Raw genomic sequence first — 15,075 nt, forward strand, 5'->3', positions numbered from 1 at the left:
AATGAATCTTGCCATCAATCGCGTTAACGAATTCCAAACGGGCACTTTAGCCATCTTGTTTGCTTCTATTTTATGGGGCACGACAGGCACCGCCGCAAGTTTTGCGCCTGATCTAAGCCCATTAGCGATTGGTGCTTTCTCTATGGGCGTCGGTGGCCTAATGCAAGCGGGATTGGCGTATCGAAAAATCCTATTCGCTTTCGACAAGCTTTTGCAGAACAAGAAGCTGTTGACGGTGAGCGCTTTGGCTTTAGCGATCTATCCTTTAGCTTTCTATTCTTCAATGAAATTATCTGGCGTGGCGATTGGTACAGTGGTTTCGATTGCTACCGCACCTTTCTTTTCTGCTCTGTTAGAGTGTCTTATTAGCAAAAAGAATAATATCAACAAACGTTGGCTCACTAGCTTTGCGATTGGTGTGGTGGGTATTGGGTTGTTGGTGTTTTCAGAATCTTCATCGACGAATGAATCCGGTGATGATCTCAAGCTGTTCGGTATTGCTTTAGGTTTGCTCGCTGGGTTGTGTTACGCCATTTATTCTTGGGCGACCAAAGCACTGATCGACAAAGGGATTAAGTCACAAGCGGCGATGGGCAGTATTTTTGGCCTGGGTGCGATGCTGTTGCTGCCAACGCTCTGGTTTACGGGGGAGAACCTGTTTTCCTCGCAGATTAACGTATTAGTCATCAGTTATCTGACGTTAATCCCACAATGCTTGGGCTATATCGCGTTCAGTTTTGGTTTACGCCACGTGACCGCGAGTAGCGCCAATCTGCTGACTCTGTTTGAACCAGTAGTTGCAGCGGTGCTTGCCGTCTGTGTTGTCGGTGAGCTGATTCCTTTTACAGGCTGGTTAGGTATGTCTCTGATTGTGTTGTGCTTGTTTATACAGTCGAAGCCATCTAAAGGAACGTTATAAGTATTTGTTTTGTTTTGCCTAATTGAAATTTTTTCATGTGTAATTCTTATAATTGAATAAAATCAGTATCTCAGTTGTGAGAGTGCTGTTACTATCGCTATCAATAGTCGGGGGGCATATACCTTATTTGGTGTTTGCTGAGATCGTTAATCGAGACCCGTTGAACCTGATTCAGTTAACACTGGCGTAGGGAACTATAAGCACTCGATCTGCGTCTGCACCCATGAAAACTTTCATGTGTTTATTGCGACTTCTCCTTCGATCGGTGTTCGTTCTCCTACGTCTTGTAAGATAGTAGGAGCGACAATGACACACAGTTCTAATTCAAAAGATTTAACGCTAAAAGCCTCAGTTTCGCAGCACTCTGCTGATGGTTCGATTCGAACAAACACTCCGATTGTATTGACGATCGCTGGTTCTGACAGTGGCGGCGGCGCAGGTATTCAAGCGGATATTAAAGCCATGTCTGCAACGGGTAGCTTCGCTTGTTCGGTGATTACTGCGATTACCTCTCAGAATACCCAAGGCGTATCAGCCATTTTTCCAATCCCACTTGAGCATGTTGCTAGCCAGTTAGATGCGGTGTTCACCGATCTGAATATCGTGGCGGTAAAAGTTGGTATGTTGGCGGATTCGCAAATCATCAAAGTCGTTGCAGACAAAATCAAACAATACCAACCAAAACACTTGGTAATTGACCCTGTAATGGTCGCGACAAGCGGCGACCTTCTTCTAGAAAACTCTGCTATCACTACGCTAAAACAAGAGCTGATTCCGCTCGCCGACATTATTACCCCTAACTTACCTGAAGGCGCGGCGTTAACAGGCAAGCCGGTACCTGAAAGCGAAGCCGAAATGCAGGACATGATTGAAGATCTGCGCGCTTTAGGTGCTAAAGCCGTTCTGCTAAAAGGTGGTCATCTAGAGAAAGATGAAAACAGCAATGACTTACTGATTCTACCAACTGCATCTGCTGTGATTAGCGCGAAGCGTTTTCCTACCAAAAACACTCATGGCACGGGCTGCACGCTCTCTTCTGCTATTGCTTCTTTCTTGGCTCAAGGCAACACGCTCCCAGAGGCTGTAGACCTGGGTAAACAATACATTTCACGCGCGATTGCCCATGCTGACGAGTTGAAAGTCGGTCAAGGTCATGGCCCAGTAAATCACTTTTTCGCTGGGCACGGTAATGTCCGTTAATACGGTTGGCGTTCAACTTAGCAATGCGACGTTGCGTTACCGAGATAGCGAGCACGCGACCCTGTCGGGGCTGTCACTTAACTTAAGCGCAGGTAAGTGGACAGTGCTACTTGGACGCAGTGGTTGTGGGAAAACGACGGTATTGTGTTATTTGGCAGGTTTGTTGGAAGACAAGGTGGAGTGGCAGGGTACATTGGCAACGTCTGATGAACTGCCTCTAACTGATCGTATCGCATACATGGCACAGCAAGATTTGTTACTGCCATGGCTATCGGTTATCGACAATGTATGCCTGAGCCATCGCTTCCAGAACACCACGAACAAGCATCAAAACGCAGAGCAAAGGAACCGAGCGTTCGAGTTACTCGCTTCAGTTGGTTTGGCCGATTACGCGGATACTACGCCGGATCAGTTGTCTGGTGGTATGCGCCAGCGTGTTGCTCTGGCTCGCACCTTAATGCAAGACAAACCTGTCGTGTTGATGGATGAGCCTTTCTCAGCACTGGATGCAGTAACAAGACACAAATTACAGACCTTAGCGTGTGAACTGTTGAGAGATAAAACCGTTGTGTTGATCACCCATGATCCGCAAGAAGCGGTGCGTCTGGCGGATAACTTGTATGTGTTGCAAGGCATGCCTGCGAGTGCTCACTCTTTACCTGTGCCTCACACCTCAACGCCACGAGTGCTCGATGGTGAGTGTGCCGAGTTGCAACAGGCGATCTTAGATCAGTTGGAGCGTGATTATGAATGATCTAATGCGAAGTGAAGCTGTGACTCAGTCAACGAACGTGCAGTCTAGCACTGAACGTTCAAGTCAGATGAATCCCGTTATGCGTTTGCTTATCAGCAGTGTTGTGATTCTTGGCTTATGGCAACTTGTGGTCGTTGTTTTCGAAATGCCGAGCTTCATTCTTCCGGCCCCCGCAGAAGTCTTTCTCAAGCTTATTGAACGCTACGATGTGTTACTCAAACACACTTGGGTGACCGCACAAGAGATCTTACTTGGGCTATTACTAGGTTTGTCTATGGGGCTGTTTTTCGCCTTGCAGATGTTGATGTTTGATCCGTTGAAACGTTGGCTGTTGCCTATCTTAATTGCGAGCCAAGCGATCCCCGTGTTTGCTATCGCTCCAGTATTGATGTTGTGGCTTGGTTACGGCATCGCGTCAAAAGTGGTGATGGCGGCGATCATTATCTTCTTCCCTGTGACCACATGTTGCTACGACGGCCTACGTAATACACCGACAGGCTATCTCGATCTTGCCAAGACGATGGGCGCATCGAAATGGCAACTGCTTCGTCACATCCAACTGCCTGCTGCACTGCCAACATTGGCGTCAGGTATTCGTGTCGCTGTGGTTATTGCCCCAATTGGCGCGGTCGTCGGGGAGTGGGTTGGTTCGAGTGAAGGGCTGGGTTATCTAATGCTACAGGCCAACGCGCGAATGATCATTGATGAGATGTTTGCGGCCTTGTTTATCTTGGCGGTGCTGTCTATCTCGCTCTACTTCGTTACAGATAAATTACTCAAAAAAGCTATCCCTTGGGAGAACCAATGATGGCTTGCTCAATAACACTTGTTTAATAAGGCTTCGTTTAATAAAGCCTGTTTAATAAAGCTTCGCTCAACATAAGAATAATATTCAAAAGGAAAGGTTAACCGTGAAAAATACAAAATTGATAGGTGCAGTGGCACTGCTTGCTTCATTGGTTTCAGGTCATGTTCTAGCGGACTCTGAACAAAAGAAACTGACGCTGATGTTGGATTGGTTTGTGAACCCGAATCATGGCCCGATTGTGATCGCTCAAGAGCGTGGCTACTTCGCTGACCAAGGCTTAGAGGTTGAAATCCAAGAACCAGCAGACCCAAGCACGCCAGCGAAACTTGTCGCAGCAGGTAAGGTTGATTTAGCGGTAACTTACCAACCAAGTTTAACCATGGATGTGGCAGCGGGTCTTCCTTTAGTTCGTGCATCAACCCTTATCGCGACGCCACTGAACACGCTAATGGTACTGGATAACGGCAAGAACGATTCATTAGCGGATCTGAAAGGCAAAAAGATCGGTATCGCGATTGCGGGTAACGAAGAAGCGACTATCGGTACCATGCTAGCTCAAGAAAATGTTGCATTTACAGACGTGCAAACCATCAATGTTGGTTGGGCACTGTCGTCTTCACTGGCATCGGGCAAGGTAGACGCAATCTGGGGTGGCTTACGTAACTTCGAAACTAACCAATTAGCCCTTGAAGGCTTTAAAGCAAAAGCGTTTTTCCCAGAAGAACACGGTGTGCCAGCTTACGACGAGCTGATCTTTGTTGCGAACGCAAAGCAGCACGATGATGAAGCGATCAAAGCGTTCAACAAAGCATTGGAACAAGCAACAACTTACATTGTGAACCACCCACAAGAGTCATGGAGCGAGTTTGTGGCGTATTCACCAGATACGTTGAACAATGAACTTAACCAACGCGCATGGAACGACACGCTGACTCGTTTTGCACTTCGTCCTTCTGCTGTAGATATGAAGCGTTACGACGATTACGCACAGTTCATGTTTGACAAAGGCATTATCAAATCACTACCGAAAGCCGCTGACTACGTACCGACTTTTGACTAAGGAATCTCATGAAATACCAAGACTTAATCCAAGCCTGTCAACAAGATTGGCAAGACTACACAGAGCATGATTTTGTTAAAACGCTAGCAAACGGCACGCTCGCTCAACCATGTTTTCTGCATTATCTGAAGCAAGATTTTCTGTTCTTAAAACAGTATGCTCGCGCTTATGCATTGGCGATTTACAAGGCAAAAACCTTGGCTGATATGCGTCGTGCACTGCCAAGTGTTCATGCTCTGCTAGATTCTGAAATCTCTCACCACGTGACTTACTGTGGTCAGTGGGGTTTAACCGAATCTGACCTAGAAAATGAGCCGGAAGATTTCGGTACAGTTGCTTACACGCGCTACGTTCTGGATGCAGGCATGACGGGTGATCTTGTCGATCTTTATGCGGCACTGGCTCCGTGTTCAATCGGTTATGCCGTGATTGGTAAAGCGCTGTTAGAAAGCAGTGATACTGTATTAGAAGGCAACTCGTACGCAAGCTGGCTGCAACTATACGGCGGAGAAGAGTTCCAATCTGGCGTGGCAACGGGCGCGGAATACTTCAACCAGCTGCTTGCTGAAATTGATATCAACAGCGAGCGCGGTCAGAACATCGTTCATATCTTCAAAACGGCAACGCGTATGGAAGTGGCTTTTTGGCAGCAAGGTCTGAATGCACTTAATGACTCAACCGCGGCTTAAAGCGACTTTCACGAATAAGGATTTATCCATGCTTACTGAACAAATTATTCAATCGCTACGCGCAGTACGAGAGCAAAAACCACTGGTTGTGAACATCACTAACTATGTAGTGATGAACAACACGGCCAACGCGTTATTGGCGATTGGCGCTTCGCCTATTATGGCGCACTCGCAACAAGAACTGGCAGAGATGATGTCTTTCTCTGGTGCTTTGGTGATTAACATCGGCACGCTCGACAGTGTTTGGACGCCAAGAATGTGTTTTGCTGTTGAGCAAGCGAACGCGAACAACAAGGTTGTGGTTCTTGACCCTGTGGGTTGTGGGGCAAGTACGTTGCGTACCGAGACTTCTCGTGAAATTGCACGCTTAGCCGATAAGTTGATCATTCGTGGTAACGCGTCTGAGATTATCGCGTTAGCGGGCGAACAAGCGCAGAGCAAAGGCGTTGATGCGCTTGATAGCAGTGATGCTGCGTTAGGTGCTGCACAGTGCTTAGTGGCTGAATACGGTGCAAATGTGGTGATATCTGGTGAGACAGATTACGTTGTTACCAAAGACAGCGTGGTGACGTTAAACAATGGACACCAAATGATGCCGTATGTGACGGGTATGGGGTGTACTTTAACTGCATTGACGGGTGCTTTCGCGGCTGTTGGTGATGATAGTGGTTTAGCTGCAGCAGCGGTATTAGGCGTGGTTGGTGAAATCGCGGCTGAAAACTCTCGCGGCCCAGGTAGCTTGCAAATTAACTTGCTTGATGAGTTGTATCAGTTAGACGAAGAGACTCTGATTCAACGCTTGAAGATTCAGTAGGGCTAATCTAACTCTAAGCCACAAGTTAGAGTTAGATTAACTTAAAAAAGCCCCCGACACTTATGTGTAGGGGGCTTTTTATTACTGGTTTGGAACTGTGTCAGCTGTGTATAGACTGGCTGGCTAGGTTCTAAATCGGTTAACTTGGCTCTCTAGGTGATGAGCAACCTCGGTTAAGTCGCTCGCTGCACCTGAAATGCTGCTTACCGACTCTTGGTTGCTTTGAGCAATAGTGTTTGCACCTTGCGCGTTTTCACCCAGTGATTTGGTAAGACGATCCTGCTCATCAACCGACACCGCGATTTGGCTGTTGGCTTGGTTCAGATCTTGGATGTGTTGATTAATCACATGTAAGTTCTGAGAAGCTTGCTGCGCCTGCGTTGAAGCGTCTGAAACCGTGCTGTGGCTCTCTTTGATAGACTCTAACGCATCTTTAGCGCCACGTTGTAGTGAGGTGATGAGCTCATCAATCTGGCTAGCAGAGTCTTGGGTACGTTTAGCGAGCGTTCTTACTTCATCGGCTACTACTGCAAATCCGCGACCTTGTTCACCTGCGCGCGCAGCTTCAATAGCCGCATTCAATGCCAACAGGTTGGTCTGCTCAGAAACGCCTTTGATTACTTCAAGAATGGCACCAATGTTCATCGACTCTTTGTGTAGGTCAGTCACTTTCTGGCTGCTGACCTGCATGCTTTCATCGGCGCTGCCAATTTCATGCAGTGTTTTGTCTACTTCTTTGAGTCCCATCGCCACATTCTCGGTTGCTTGGTTAGCAACTTGAGACGCGTGGTTAGCACTTGCAGCAATCTCTGATGTGCTTGAAGCCAATTGATCAACGGCAGAAGAGATATTGATCATCTCATTGTTCAACTGTGTCGCGTTGGTCGAGCTGTTATTGGTCACTTGATTCAGCGACTCCGACATCTCACCAATACGCACGCTAGAGCGGTTCACTTGACCAACAATATCGCGCAGTGACTCGATGGTGATCTCCATGTTGGTCAGCAGTTCGCCAATCTCGTTTTTGCTCTCAATGTTCACTTCAACATTTAAGTTGCCTTGAGAAAGCTCATTGGTGATCTGTTTAACTTGTGCGATGCCTTTAGTAATAGAGCGAGTCACCAACACGGCGCTCGTCATGCCAATAACTAAAGCCACACCCGTCAGCAATATGATGATTTGAATCGAGCGCTTTTCGCTGGCTTGCAGTTCTGGTGTTAATGCTTGTTTCTGTTGTTCTAGAATGCTCTGAGCATCAGCTACCGAAATCGCTAAGCTGTCACCAATAGAGGCGAGGGTAGCGGTTCTTTGCGTGTTCTCAATCATCTGTTGATGAACTTGCTCAAAGCCTTTCGCGTACGCTTCCCGTTGGTTAGAGAAATCTTCAATCAATTCACTTTGATAAGGAGATGATTTAAGAGATTCAATATCGCCTTCTATACCTGGCAGAGCATATTCAAAAATGTCTTTACCAGCTTCATAGGTTTTGAGGTCGTTGTTGTTTGAGTAACTCAGCACTGTGATCTTGGCTGCGAGGAAGTTCTCCATCAACATGCCTGCGTATAAGCTCGCGTTTGGATCATTGTTATTGTAAGACTCATACAATAAGCTCTGAGCCGCTTTCAGTGCGTTGGTTTCTCGTGTGACCATCTCCACGTTCACTAACTGGTCAATGAGCAGTTGGCTCTGTTTCATTGATCCATAAGCCGCATCAAAAGCTGCAACGCTGTCTTGCACTAATTGCAGGCTCGACAAGCTATCAGTATTGGTGGTGGTTTGGATTAAGTTGTTCAGCAGTTCATCAATCGCAAGTTTGCTCGATTGATAATTCGCTTCGTATTGATCATCCAATGACTCTAAGTAACGTTCAGAAGCTAAACGCATCTGAAGAAAGTGCACTTGAATGTTGCCTGACAATGTCGCCTTGTGGCTGAGGTCACTGTACTGGCTAAAGCCGTTCGACAAGGTTTGAATACCTTTGTAACTCACAAGGCCTGAAATGACGAAAAAGAGCAAGCAGATGGCATAACCCAGCTTGATCTTGAGCGCTATAGAAAGGTGGCGCATAACTATCCCTATATTTACCTGATTCCTTCATAGGGGAGTATTTCATAAAACAGCATTCTGGGCATGCTAAAGCGAATAGTTTGTGTAATAAGTAACGCTTTTGTTAGAAAAATCGGGTTTTTCGACATGCTTTCAACGAGTTGCGTATTTGAATTCAACCGCCTAACTTAAGGAATTAAGTGCTAACTTCCATGCATAGGATGTGATTTGTCGGTAAAATGGCAGAAAACCAATTTTAGAAATCGACTTCAAAGGTACGCGATGAACCCTTATAAACTTTATCTGGTGACTGACGACCAACAAGATCTAGAAACGCTTAAATTCGTGGTTGAACAAGCGGTTGCTGGTGGCGTCACTATGGTTCAAGTAAGAGAAAAACATGGGGACGTAAGAGCCTTCATTGAACGAGCACAAGCGGTTAAGTCGATTCTGGCTGGCTCAGGTGTTCCGCTGATCATCAATGACCGAGTGGACGTAGCATTGGCTGTCGACGCCGATGGTTTGCATCTGGGTCAATCGGATATGCCTGCAGAGTTAGCACGTAAGCTGATTGGTTCAGACAAGATTCTTGGGTTATCAATTGAAACTGAACAGCAGCTACAACAAGCAGATAGTTTGCCGATCGATTACATTGGTCTCAGTGCGATTTTTGCCACACCGACTAAGACGAATCTAAAGAAACATTGGGGTTATGAAGGCATTCAAATGGCTTTGAAAACAACGAAATTGCCGATTGTTGGTATCGGTGGAATCAACGAATCGAACATTCCGCAGTTGGTTAACACAGGTATTCATGGATTAGCCTTGGTATCAGCGATATGTCACGCAGACGACCCGAAACAAGCGACCCAAGATTTGTTGTTTTTGATGGGAGAGTGAGTTTGTGGTGGCTAGAAAACAAATGAGACTCGTCATTTGTTTTCTAGTTAGAGCGCATTAAAGCGCTCGATGCAGTAGCCAGTAAAATTTGTGGTCTAACTTACTGAATACACAGAGCAACCGTGCCGATGACCATAAGAACGATCGCAGCATACCAACCGTATTGCGAGGTTTTATCAGCAACAAACACCTTAATGTAGTTGATCTCTTCATGCGCCATCGCAATAAAGTCTGTGTAGTTAATCGACAACTCACGGCTAGCTTCTTTCAGGTCTTGTTGAAGCTTGTTGAAAGACTCATCGATGAAGCCTTTTGTTTCCGACGCAGACGGAGTAGCAGTTAACGCTAGGCTGTTCCAAACCGCCATACGCGATTCATATTCACTTTCACTGACACAATTAAGTACGCGTAAATCATACTCTCGTTTGTTACGCTCTTTACCCATTTTCTCAGGGCAAATGTTTCTTAAAACGTTCACGACAAATTTTCCAAAAGGTTCATTTAGATATAAAAAAGCACTCGAAGAGCACTCATAAACTGGGGCGAATTAAATTCAAAAAGTGATCTATTTGAAACCGACATAAGCAACAGCAAGGCTGAGCGCTTATCTGGGAGATTTGAAGTTGGGTCAGTGGTGTTAAAGAGCGATTTGGGTCTGTCGATATTCGTTTGAAAAGACAAACCCGTTGGGATCGCATAGTAGTTATGTCACTTTGGGACATCAACTAGGGTGTTTTGTCTAAACGATAAAGATCTTTATCAGCAATAAAAGTGAAAATGGGGTAGCGGTGGTGTGTTCCATGCCGATATTGAATCTCTGAATTGACGATGTTTTGAAAATAGAGATGATTTGTAAACAGGGGAGGCTAGTTGGCTTGCCATTGATTGTATTGCAGTGAGTGCCCCTTAAGCTTTTCAATAAGGCTAGTGAGCACTGGGCCATTGATGTGGCTGCGAGACACCAAACAACCCACTGGAGTAATCCAACCACCATGCTCGTGCGAGACAGGTAACGCCACAAGATCACCTTTTTGAATGCCTTCCATCACCATCATTTCGGGCACATTTGCCCAACCTACGTTCTGTTCAACGAGATCAACAATGGTCTTGTGGTTGTTGGCATACCAAAGCATCGAGCTAATACCGTAGGTGAACCACAATTCGCGCTGCTTTGAGCTGCGATGCACACATTGGCGATAACGCTTGAGGTCCGAGTCTTGTACTACGGACATGCGACTCAGTTCGTGAGTGGCAGAGCTAACAGTTAGGAAACGCGCTTGGCCCAGTAAGAAGAAGTCCATATCCACTTTAAGTTCACCATCCGCATAGATGATGCCAATCTGCGCTTTGCCACGTCTCACTAGATCTTCAACATCGAAGGTAGAAGTGGTGATGATATCGAAGTGCGTGATTGGGAACTGATCGGCCAGTGAGCTGATTATCTTAATGAAATTCTTATCTATGATGCTTTCATCAACCGCAATGATCAGTTCGTGCTCATCTTCTTGTGTGAGCGATTCTACTTTTTGGTCGAAGTACTTTTGTTGGTCGAGAATCGACTTAGCGACAGGTAATAATGCTTTACCTGTGTTGGTCAAAACGGGGATGTTTTTCTCTCGATTAAACAGCTCTTGGTCGATGGCAATTTCTAGGTTGGCGATCGACTGGCTGACTCCAGACTGAGCGCGTTTCAGTTTGCGAGCGGCGGCAGAGAAAGAGCCACTTTCACACACAGTGACGAAGACTTTTAATTGCTCAAAACTGTACATGTTATCTCTCGCTCAATACCAAAGGGAGTAATAACTCCGAGGCTATCACTATTCGTGATGGCTGTTAACTTTCTCTTATTATTTCAGGTGACATAATTTCGACCAATCCAACACGTAATAGATTATTTAGAGGAATGTATGAGTACGTTAGAAAGAGTGTTCCACTCTGTGTTATTTGAAGTACTGGCCGTAACACTATCAATTATAGGCTTAGCGATATTTACTGATCATGATGTGAATGCCTTATCAGGAACCATGATAGTTGTTGCGACCATCGCGATGATTTGGAACTACTGTTTCAACCGCATTTTTGATCGCTACTTCACGGGTGAAAAATCAAAGCGTTCACTCAAGTTACGTGTTTTTCATGTTGTGCTATTTGAGGCAGGCTTGCTGGTGGCGACGATCCCAGTGATGGCTTACTTACTTGATGTGGGGATTTGGCAGGCATTTTTAATGGATATCGGCGTGACCATTTTTATTACCATTTACGCGTTTTTGTTTAATCTGATTTATGATCATATACGAGCATTCTGGGTACGCAGAGCGGACTTAGCCGTTCAGTAATCTACCAAGTCAGTAAACACGAGTTTGGCTACTAACCGTTTGTTTATCCGTTATTTTGACGGAGGTATCCGGTTAGTAGGTCTAGGTAACGCGGCGTTTGTTCTGCTATCTTAAAAAAGGTGATAATTTGAGTTCGTGAACGAATAGATAAGGGAAAGGATGCCAAATACCCCTCAGATAATGACAGTTGTCGATAAGAAAGAAGTCGAATTGTTCGCGGAACTGTTCAAACATATTGATGGTGATATCTACACCTTACTACGCAGTGCCCAAATCCCTAATGATATTCTCACCAGTAATGACCATTACGATTATCTCCCTGAGACAACAGTTAAAAACGTGGTCAAGATTATGGGAGAGTCGGCGTCGAGAGAAGAGTTTTCGCTTTTTATGTGGAGTTTTTGCAAGCAAACCTATGTACCAAGGTTTGTGGTTAAGCTAAGCCAACAGGATTCATTGAAAAGCGCGCTAGACCAATTTGGTGAGCAGCTGAAGCTCGTATCCAATGGTGCGAATGTCTATACCAAGCAATCCGGAGGCAAGTGGTGGTTGGTTCGCGAGAAGCCATTTACTAACGCGCCTTGGTTTAAGTTCGCTGAGCTGTTCTCTGTCATTTTCATCAACGAGCTACTTTTAGTATTAACGCAAGGGCGTTGGAAGCCGTCTGAGGTTGGCATTCAGAATGGCGATCTCGAATGCTTTCAATCTCTACCACAAATGGGCAGTGCTCAGTTTTATACGCATAGGCCGGTCACTGCCTTTGAGATCCCTGAAGATATCATGCTTGCACCGATTGTTTTACCCAAAATTGCTCAAGTACCAGATCTCACTAAGCCTTTACCTAGCTCATTCTTGAGCGCTTTTAAGCTTGTTATTAAACCTTATCTCACGATGGGTAAACTGCCAATTAGCTTAGCTTCTGAGATTCTGAATATTCATGTCAGAACGATCCAGCGTCGATTGGAAAGTGAAGGGGTGGTCTACAAAACCTTGATTGAAGAGATGGTTCTTGAGCAGGTTTTAGAATTGCTTAAGCAGTCAGATCTATCGATCACGCAAGTAGGTGCGAAAATGGGCTATTCCGATTCTTCCCACTTTACCCGAGCGTTCAAACGACAGATGAACATGACGCCAAGACAGTACCGAAAAGAGCACAGCTAAAACCAGTAAGTAAAAACAGGAGCCTGCACGCAGAATTATTTATTGTCACCAAATGGCCATTTATCAACCTTGAATACTGGCAATATCACTACTAAGTTATTGAATGTGGATGAGTTGTTTTTTTTAGCGAGTTTCGCGACCAATAAAAACATCTTTGAAACCTCATGACACTCATTAGTAGTTACGGAATCGTTATGGGAAGTGGACGCCACTAACAAACGGAATCAAGGTGTAAAAATGAAAAATGCAGGCTTAAAGCTCTCTGTTGTTGCTCTTTCGTGTTCATTTGCTCTTTCTGCAAATGCAGCATCAACGCTATTTACTAACGTCGATGTGTTCAATGGTACTGAAAACAAATTGTACGAAGACCATCATGTATTAGTCGAAGACAATCTTATCAAACAAATCTCTGCGAGCCCGATAGAGGCTGGTGACGCTGTAGTGATTGACGGCGAAGGCAAAACGTTAATGCCAGGTTTAATCGAAGGCCACGGACACTTATTGCTTAACGGCGGTAACCTAAGCGACCACGAAAACAACCGAACGATCGAAGAGTTAGCCGCGCGAGCGACAGTCAACGCGAACGCCGCGTTTCAATCGGGTTTCACCACGTGGCGTGATGCTGGTGGCTTGAATACTGGCTTACGTAAGACTATCGATTCAGGCATGTTGCCGGGCCCACGACTTTACACATCAGGCGCATTTATTGGCCCGACGGGTTCGCATGCCGATTTCAGTAACCTAACCACGGCTAACCAACACTTCTTTGGTTCATCGACCAGTATGGCGCGAAATAGCGTCAGCTTTAATGCCGACGGTATTACCGAAATCAAAGCGGCTGCTCGCCAAAACTTCAAGCAAGGCAATACGCAAATTAAGATCATGTCATCAGGTGGTGTGGCATCATCATTTGACCCTTGGCAGCTGAATGCGATGTCTGCGGAAGAAATTGAAGCCGCCGTTGAAATTGCTGATGCGTATGGCTCTTACGTGATGTCTCACGCTTACAGCAAAAAAGCGATCATGCGTAACTTGGATGCGGGTGTTAAAACGATCGAGCACGGTTTCATGTTCGATGGCGATATCGCCGACAAGATGGAAGATAAAGACGCCTACATCACAACTAACATGACCGCGTTTTCACCTTACCTGACACAGATCGAAGCGATTAACTCGAACCCAGCCTCTAAGCGTAAAGCGGAGTCGGCAACCAAAGCATTCAAAGACTACATCTCGAATGTAAACAAGTACCAACCGAAATGGGGTTTCCACACAGACTGTGTTGGTGACGTGGTTTCTTGTATCAAACAAACCGACCACACGATCTTCCTTGCGGGTAAAGAGTTAGGCAACTTCTTCACTTTGAAAGGGATGACATCGGTAAACGGTGAGATCGTTAAGTTATCTGGCGTGATGGACCCATACCCAGAGGGTAAGTTAGGCGTGATTGAAGCGGGCGCATACGCCGATATCATTATTGTTGAAGGCAACCCACTTGAAGACTTGTCAGTGATTGGGGCAAACGAAAAATGGTTTGATGCAGAGCCGCGCAGCCCTGAAATCGACACCATTAAAGTCATCATGAAAGATGGCAAAGTCTACAAAAACACGCTGTAACTCAGTTCGACAATTTAGTTAAAAATTAAGCTTTAATGGGTGATCTATTTGGGTAGGTCACCTCTATTCAAGGTGTTCCTTATGCAAAAAATGCTTTCTCTTATTCTGTCGGTGGTATCACTGACGGCCGTTGCTTTTCCTACTTTTGCTGAAACTGCGATGAATCTTGAGTGGCAAGATCTGAACTCAGAGTCTCACGAAATGAAAGTAGAAATGCCGGATCTCACCGATCAACAAATGCGTCTATTACAAGGTGTGATAGCAATGAGTGCATCAGAGGAAGAGCAAGCTCAACAACAGGTTCTATTATTCAAACAAACGCTAAAAGAGCAGGGCGTGGACGTAGACGAAATGATCGCACTGCGTGACGAATACATGCAAACCATGAAAGCAAACGCCGAAGCTATCACGACAGAGTTTGATGGCAAGAAAGTACGAGTTCCCGGTTTCATCGTTCCACTGGAGTTCTCAGAGGGAATGACAGCAACAGAGTTTCTGTTAGTGCCTGTGGCGGGTGCGTGTATCCACATGCCGCCACCACCTGCAAACCAGATTGTGCGCGTGTCTTTCCCTGAAGGCTTTCAGGTACAGAACGTTCAGTATCCAGTGTGGGTAGAAGGTGACTTTAGCTCCAACAAAGTGACTGAAGAGGTCTTCCTAGTCGATGGTAAAAGTAACCTCACCATGGGTTATGAAATGAAAGCTTCGATGATCGAAGACTATTATGAAAAAGAAAATTAATGGTTGTCATCAAATGACAATTTTCAATGT

At 45.6% G+C, this 15,075-nt stretch carries 15 protein-coding genes and 1 riboswitch; of the genes, 12 read left to right on the forward strand and 3 right to left on the reverse strand.

The features are described 5' to 3' along the window. The first annotated feature begins 1 nt into the window (after nucleotide 1). The 7 genes from AB6F11_RS07225 (at nucleotide 2) to thiM (ending at nucleotide 6,244) form a co-directional block, all read left to right on the forward strand. Nucleotides 2–919, forward strand: a complete 918-nt coding sequence (locus AB6F11_RS07225) for a DMT family transporter (RefSeq protein WP_102394458.1) — start codon at nucleotides 2–4, stop codon at nucleotides 917–919. A 98-nt stretch (nucleotides 920–1,017) separates the two neighbouring features. Then, nucleotides 1,018–1,129: riboswitch (TPP riboswitch) on the forward strand. A 96-nt stretch (nucleotides 1,130–1,225) separates the two neighbouring features. Further along, a complete protein-coding gene (thiD, locus tag AB6F11_RS07230) occupies nucleotides 1,226–2,119 on the forward strand; it encodes a bifunctional hydroxymethylpyrimidine kinase/phosphomethylpyrimidine kinase (RefSeq protein ID WP_170964257.1) in 894 nt (297 codons plus the stop codon). Continuing rightward, a complete protein-coding gene (locus tag AB6F11_RS07235) occupies nucleotides 2,109–2,873 on the forward strand; it encodes an ABC transporter ATP-binding protein (RefSeq protein WP_104216410.1) in 765 nt (254 codons plus the stop codon). The genes thiD and AB6F11_RS07235 overlap by 11 nt, the downstream gene beginning before the upstream one ends. Further along, nucleotides 2,866–3,681 carry an ABC transporter permease gene (locus AB6F11_RS07240; protein WP_170964256.1) on the forward strand — a complete coding sequence of 272 codons (816 nt, stop codon included), beginning with the start codon at nucleotides 2,866–2,868 and terminating at the stop codon, nucleotides 3,679–3,681. The genes AB6F11_RS07235 and AB6F11_RS07240 overlap by 8 nt, the downstream gene beginning before the upstream one ends. Nucleotides 3,682–3,784: 103 nt before the next feature. Further along, entirely contained in the window at nucleotides 3,785–4,741 is a 957-nt protein-coding gene (locus AB6F11_RS07245) for an ABC transporter substrate-binding protein (RefSeq protein ID WP_104216409.1), read from the forward strand. Between the two features lie 8 nt (nucleotides 4,742–4,749). Further along, a complete protein-coding gene (gene tenA / locus AB6F11_RS07250; RefSeq protein ID WP_104216408.1) occupies nucleotides 4,750–5,430 on the forward strand; it encodes a thiaminase II in 681 nt (226 codons plus the stop codon). A 28-nt stretch (nucleotides 5,431–5,458) separates the two neighbouring features. Then, the gene (thiM, locus tag AB6F11_RS07255) at nucleotides 5,459–6,244 is read left to right on the forward strand and encodes a hydroxyethylthiazole kinase (protein ID WP_017064406.1); all 786 of its coding nucleotides are present in this window, start codon (nucleotides 5,459–5,461) and stop codon (nucleotides 6,242–6,244) included. A 123-nt stretch (nucleotides 6,245–6,367) separates the two neighbouring features. Here thiM and AB6F11_RS07260 read toward each other — a convergent pair whose 3' ends face one another. After that, nucleotides 6,368–8,311 carry a methyl-accepting chemotaxis protein gene (locus AB6F11_RS07260; RefSeq protein ID WP_104216407.1) on the reverse strand — a complete coding sequence of 648 codons (1,944 nt, stop codon included), beginning with the start codon at nucleotides 8,309–8,311 and terminating at the stop codon, nucleotides 6,368–6,370. Nucleotides 8,312–8,572: 261 nt separating this feature from the next. Between AB6F11_RS07260 and thiE the strand changes: the two genes are divergently transcribed. Continuing rightward, the gene (gene thiE, locus AB6F11_RS07265; protein WP_104216406.1) at nucleotides 8,573–9,190 is read left to right on the forward strand and encodes a thiamine phosphate synthase; all 618 of its coding nucleotides are present in this window, start codon (nucleotides 8,573–8,575) and stop codon (nucleotides 9,188–9,190) included. A 100-nt stretch (nucleotides 9,191–9,290) separates the two neighbouring features. Here thiE and AB6F11_RS07270 read toward each other — a convergent pair whose 3' ends face one another. Together AB6F11_RS07270 and AB6F11_RS07275 are read right to left on the reverse strand one after the other, a co-directional pair. Beyond that, nucleotides 9,291–9,635, reverse strand: a complete 345-nt coding sequence (locus tag AB6F11_RS07270) for a thiamine-phosphate diphosphorylase (RefSeq protein WP_104216405.1) — start codon at nucleotides 9,633–9,635, stop codon at nucleotides 9,291–9,293. 421 nt (nucleotides 9,636–10,056) lie between these two features. Beyond that, entirely contained in the window at nucleotides 10,057–10,959 is a 903-nt protein-coding gene (locus tag AB6F11_RS07275) for a LysR family transcriptional regulator (RefSeq protein ID WP_104216404.1), read from the reverse strand. Nucleotides 10,960–11,097: 138 nt separating this feature from the next. Between AB6F11_RS07275 and AB6F11_RS07280 the strand changes: the two genes are divergently transcribed. The 4 genes from AB6F11_RS07280 to AB6F11_RS07295 all read left to right on the forward strand — a co-directional run bounded on the left by AB6F11_RS07280 (nucleotide 11,098) and on the right by AB6F11_RS07295 (nucleotide 15,045). After that, nucleotides 11,098–11,526: a PACE efflux transporter gene (locus AB6F11_RS07280; protein WP_104216403.1), complete on the forward strand. Its 429-nt coding sequence runs from the start codon at nucleotides 11,098–11,100 to the stop codon at nucleotides 11,524–11,526. A 180-nt stretch (nucleotides 11,527–11,706) separates the two neighbouring features. Next, nucleotides 11,707–12,687, forward strand: a complete 981-nt coding sequence (locus AB6F11_RS07285; protein ID WP_104216402.1) for an AraC family transcriptional regulator — start codon at nucleotides 11,707–11,709, stop codon at nucleotides 12,685–12,687. A gap of 237 nt (nucleotides 12,688–12,924) precedes the next feature. Further along, nucleotides 12,925–14,304, forward strand: coding sequence for an amidohydrolase family protein (locus tag AB6F11_RS07290; RefSeq protein WP_050619673.1), 1,380 nt, complete (start codon nucleotides 12,925–12,927; stop codon nucleotides 14,302–14,304). Between the two features lie 81 nt (nucleotides 14,305–14,385). Beyond that, on the forward strand, nucleotides 14,386–15,045 hold the full coding sequence (locus AB6F11_RS07295) for a DUF3299 domain-containing protein (RefSeq protein ID WP_104216401.1): 660 nt from the start codon (nucleotides 14,386–14,388) through the stop codon (nucleotides 15,043–15,045). The last annotated feature ends 30 nt before the right edge of the window (nucleotides 15,046–15,075 follow it).

The organism is Vibrio sp. 10N.247.311.14, assembly GCF_041467715.1.
GTDB classification, from domain to species: domain Bacteria; phylum Pseudomonadota; class Gammaproteobacteria; order Enterobacterales; family Vibrionaceae; genus Vibrio; species Vibrio crassostreae_C.

What these genes read in the sequence shown, in the direction of transcription:
- AB6F11_RS07225 (WP_102394458.1), top strand. Translation starts at nt 2, where the DNA reads ATGAATCTTGCCATCAATCGCGTTAACGAATTCCAAACGGGCACTTTA.
- thiD (WP_170964257.1), top strand. Translation starts at nt 1,226, where the DNA reads ATGACACACAGTTCTAATTCAAAAGATTTAACGCTAAAAGCCTCAGTT.
- AB6F11_RS07235 (WP_104216410.1), top strand. Translation starts at nt 2,109, where the DNA reads ATGTCCGTTAATACGGTTGGCGTTCAACTTAGCAATGCGACGTTGCGT.
- AB6F11_RS07240 (WP_170964256.1), top strand. Translation starts at nt 2,866, where the DNA reads ATGAATGATCTAATGCGAAGTGAAGCTGTGACTCAGTCAACGAACGTG.
- tenA (WP_104216408.1), top strand. Translation starts at nt 4,750, where the DNA reads ATGAAATACCAAGACTTAATCCAAGCCTGTCAACAAGATTGGCAAGAC.
- thiM (WP_017064406.1), top strand. Translation starts at nt 5,459, where the DNA reads ATGCTTACTGAACAAATTATTCAATCGCTACGCGCAGTACGAGAGCAA.
- AB6F11_RS07260 (WP_104216407.1), bottom strand. Translation starts at nt 8,311, where the DNA reads ATGCGCCACCTTTCTATAGCGCTCAAGATCAAGCTGGGTTATGCCATC.
- thiE (WP_104216406.1), top strand. Translation starts at nt 8,573, where the DNA reads ATGAACCCTTATAAACTTTATCTGGTGACTGACGACCAACAAGATCTA.
- AB6F11_RS07270 (WP_104216405.1), bottom strand. Translation starts at nt 9,635, where the DNA reads ATGGGTAAAGAGCGTAACAAACGAGAGTATGATTTACGCGTACTTAAT.
- AB6F11_RS07275 (WP_104216404.1), bottom strand. Translation starts at nt 10,959, where the DNA reads ATGTACAGTTTTGAGCAATTAAAAGTCTTCGTCACTGTGTGTGAAAGT.
- AB6F11_RS07280 (WP_104216403.1), top strand. Translation starts at nt 11,098, where the DNA reads ATGAGTACGTTAGAAAGAGTGTTCCACTCTGTGTTATTTGAAGTACTG.
- AB6F11_RS07285 (WP_104216402.1), top strand. Translation starts at nt 11,707, where the DNA reads ATGACAGTTGTCGATAAGAAAGAAGTCGAATTGTTCGCGGAACTGTTC.
- AB6F11_RS07290 (WP_050619673.1), top strand. Translation starts at nt 12,925, where the DNA reads ATGAAAAATGCAGGCTTAAAGCTCTCTGTTGTTGCTCTTTCGTGTTCA.
- AB6F11_RS07295 (WP_104216401.1), top strand. Translation starts at nt 14,386, where the DNA reads ATGCAAAAAATGCTTTCTCTTATTCTGTCGGTGGTATCACTGACGGCC.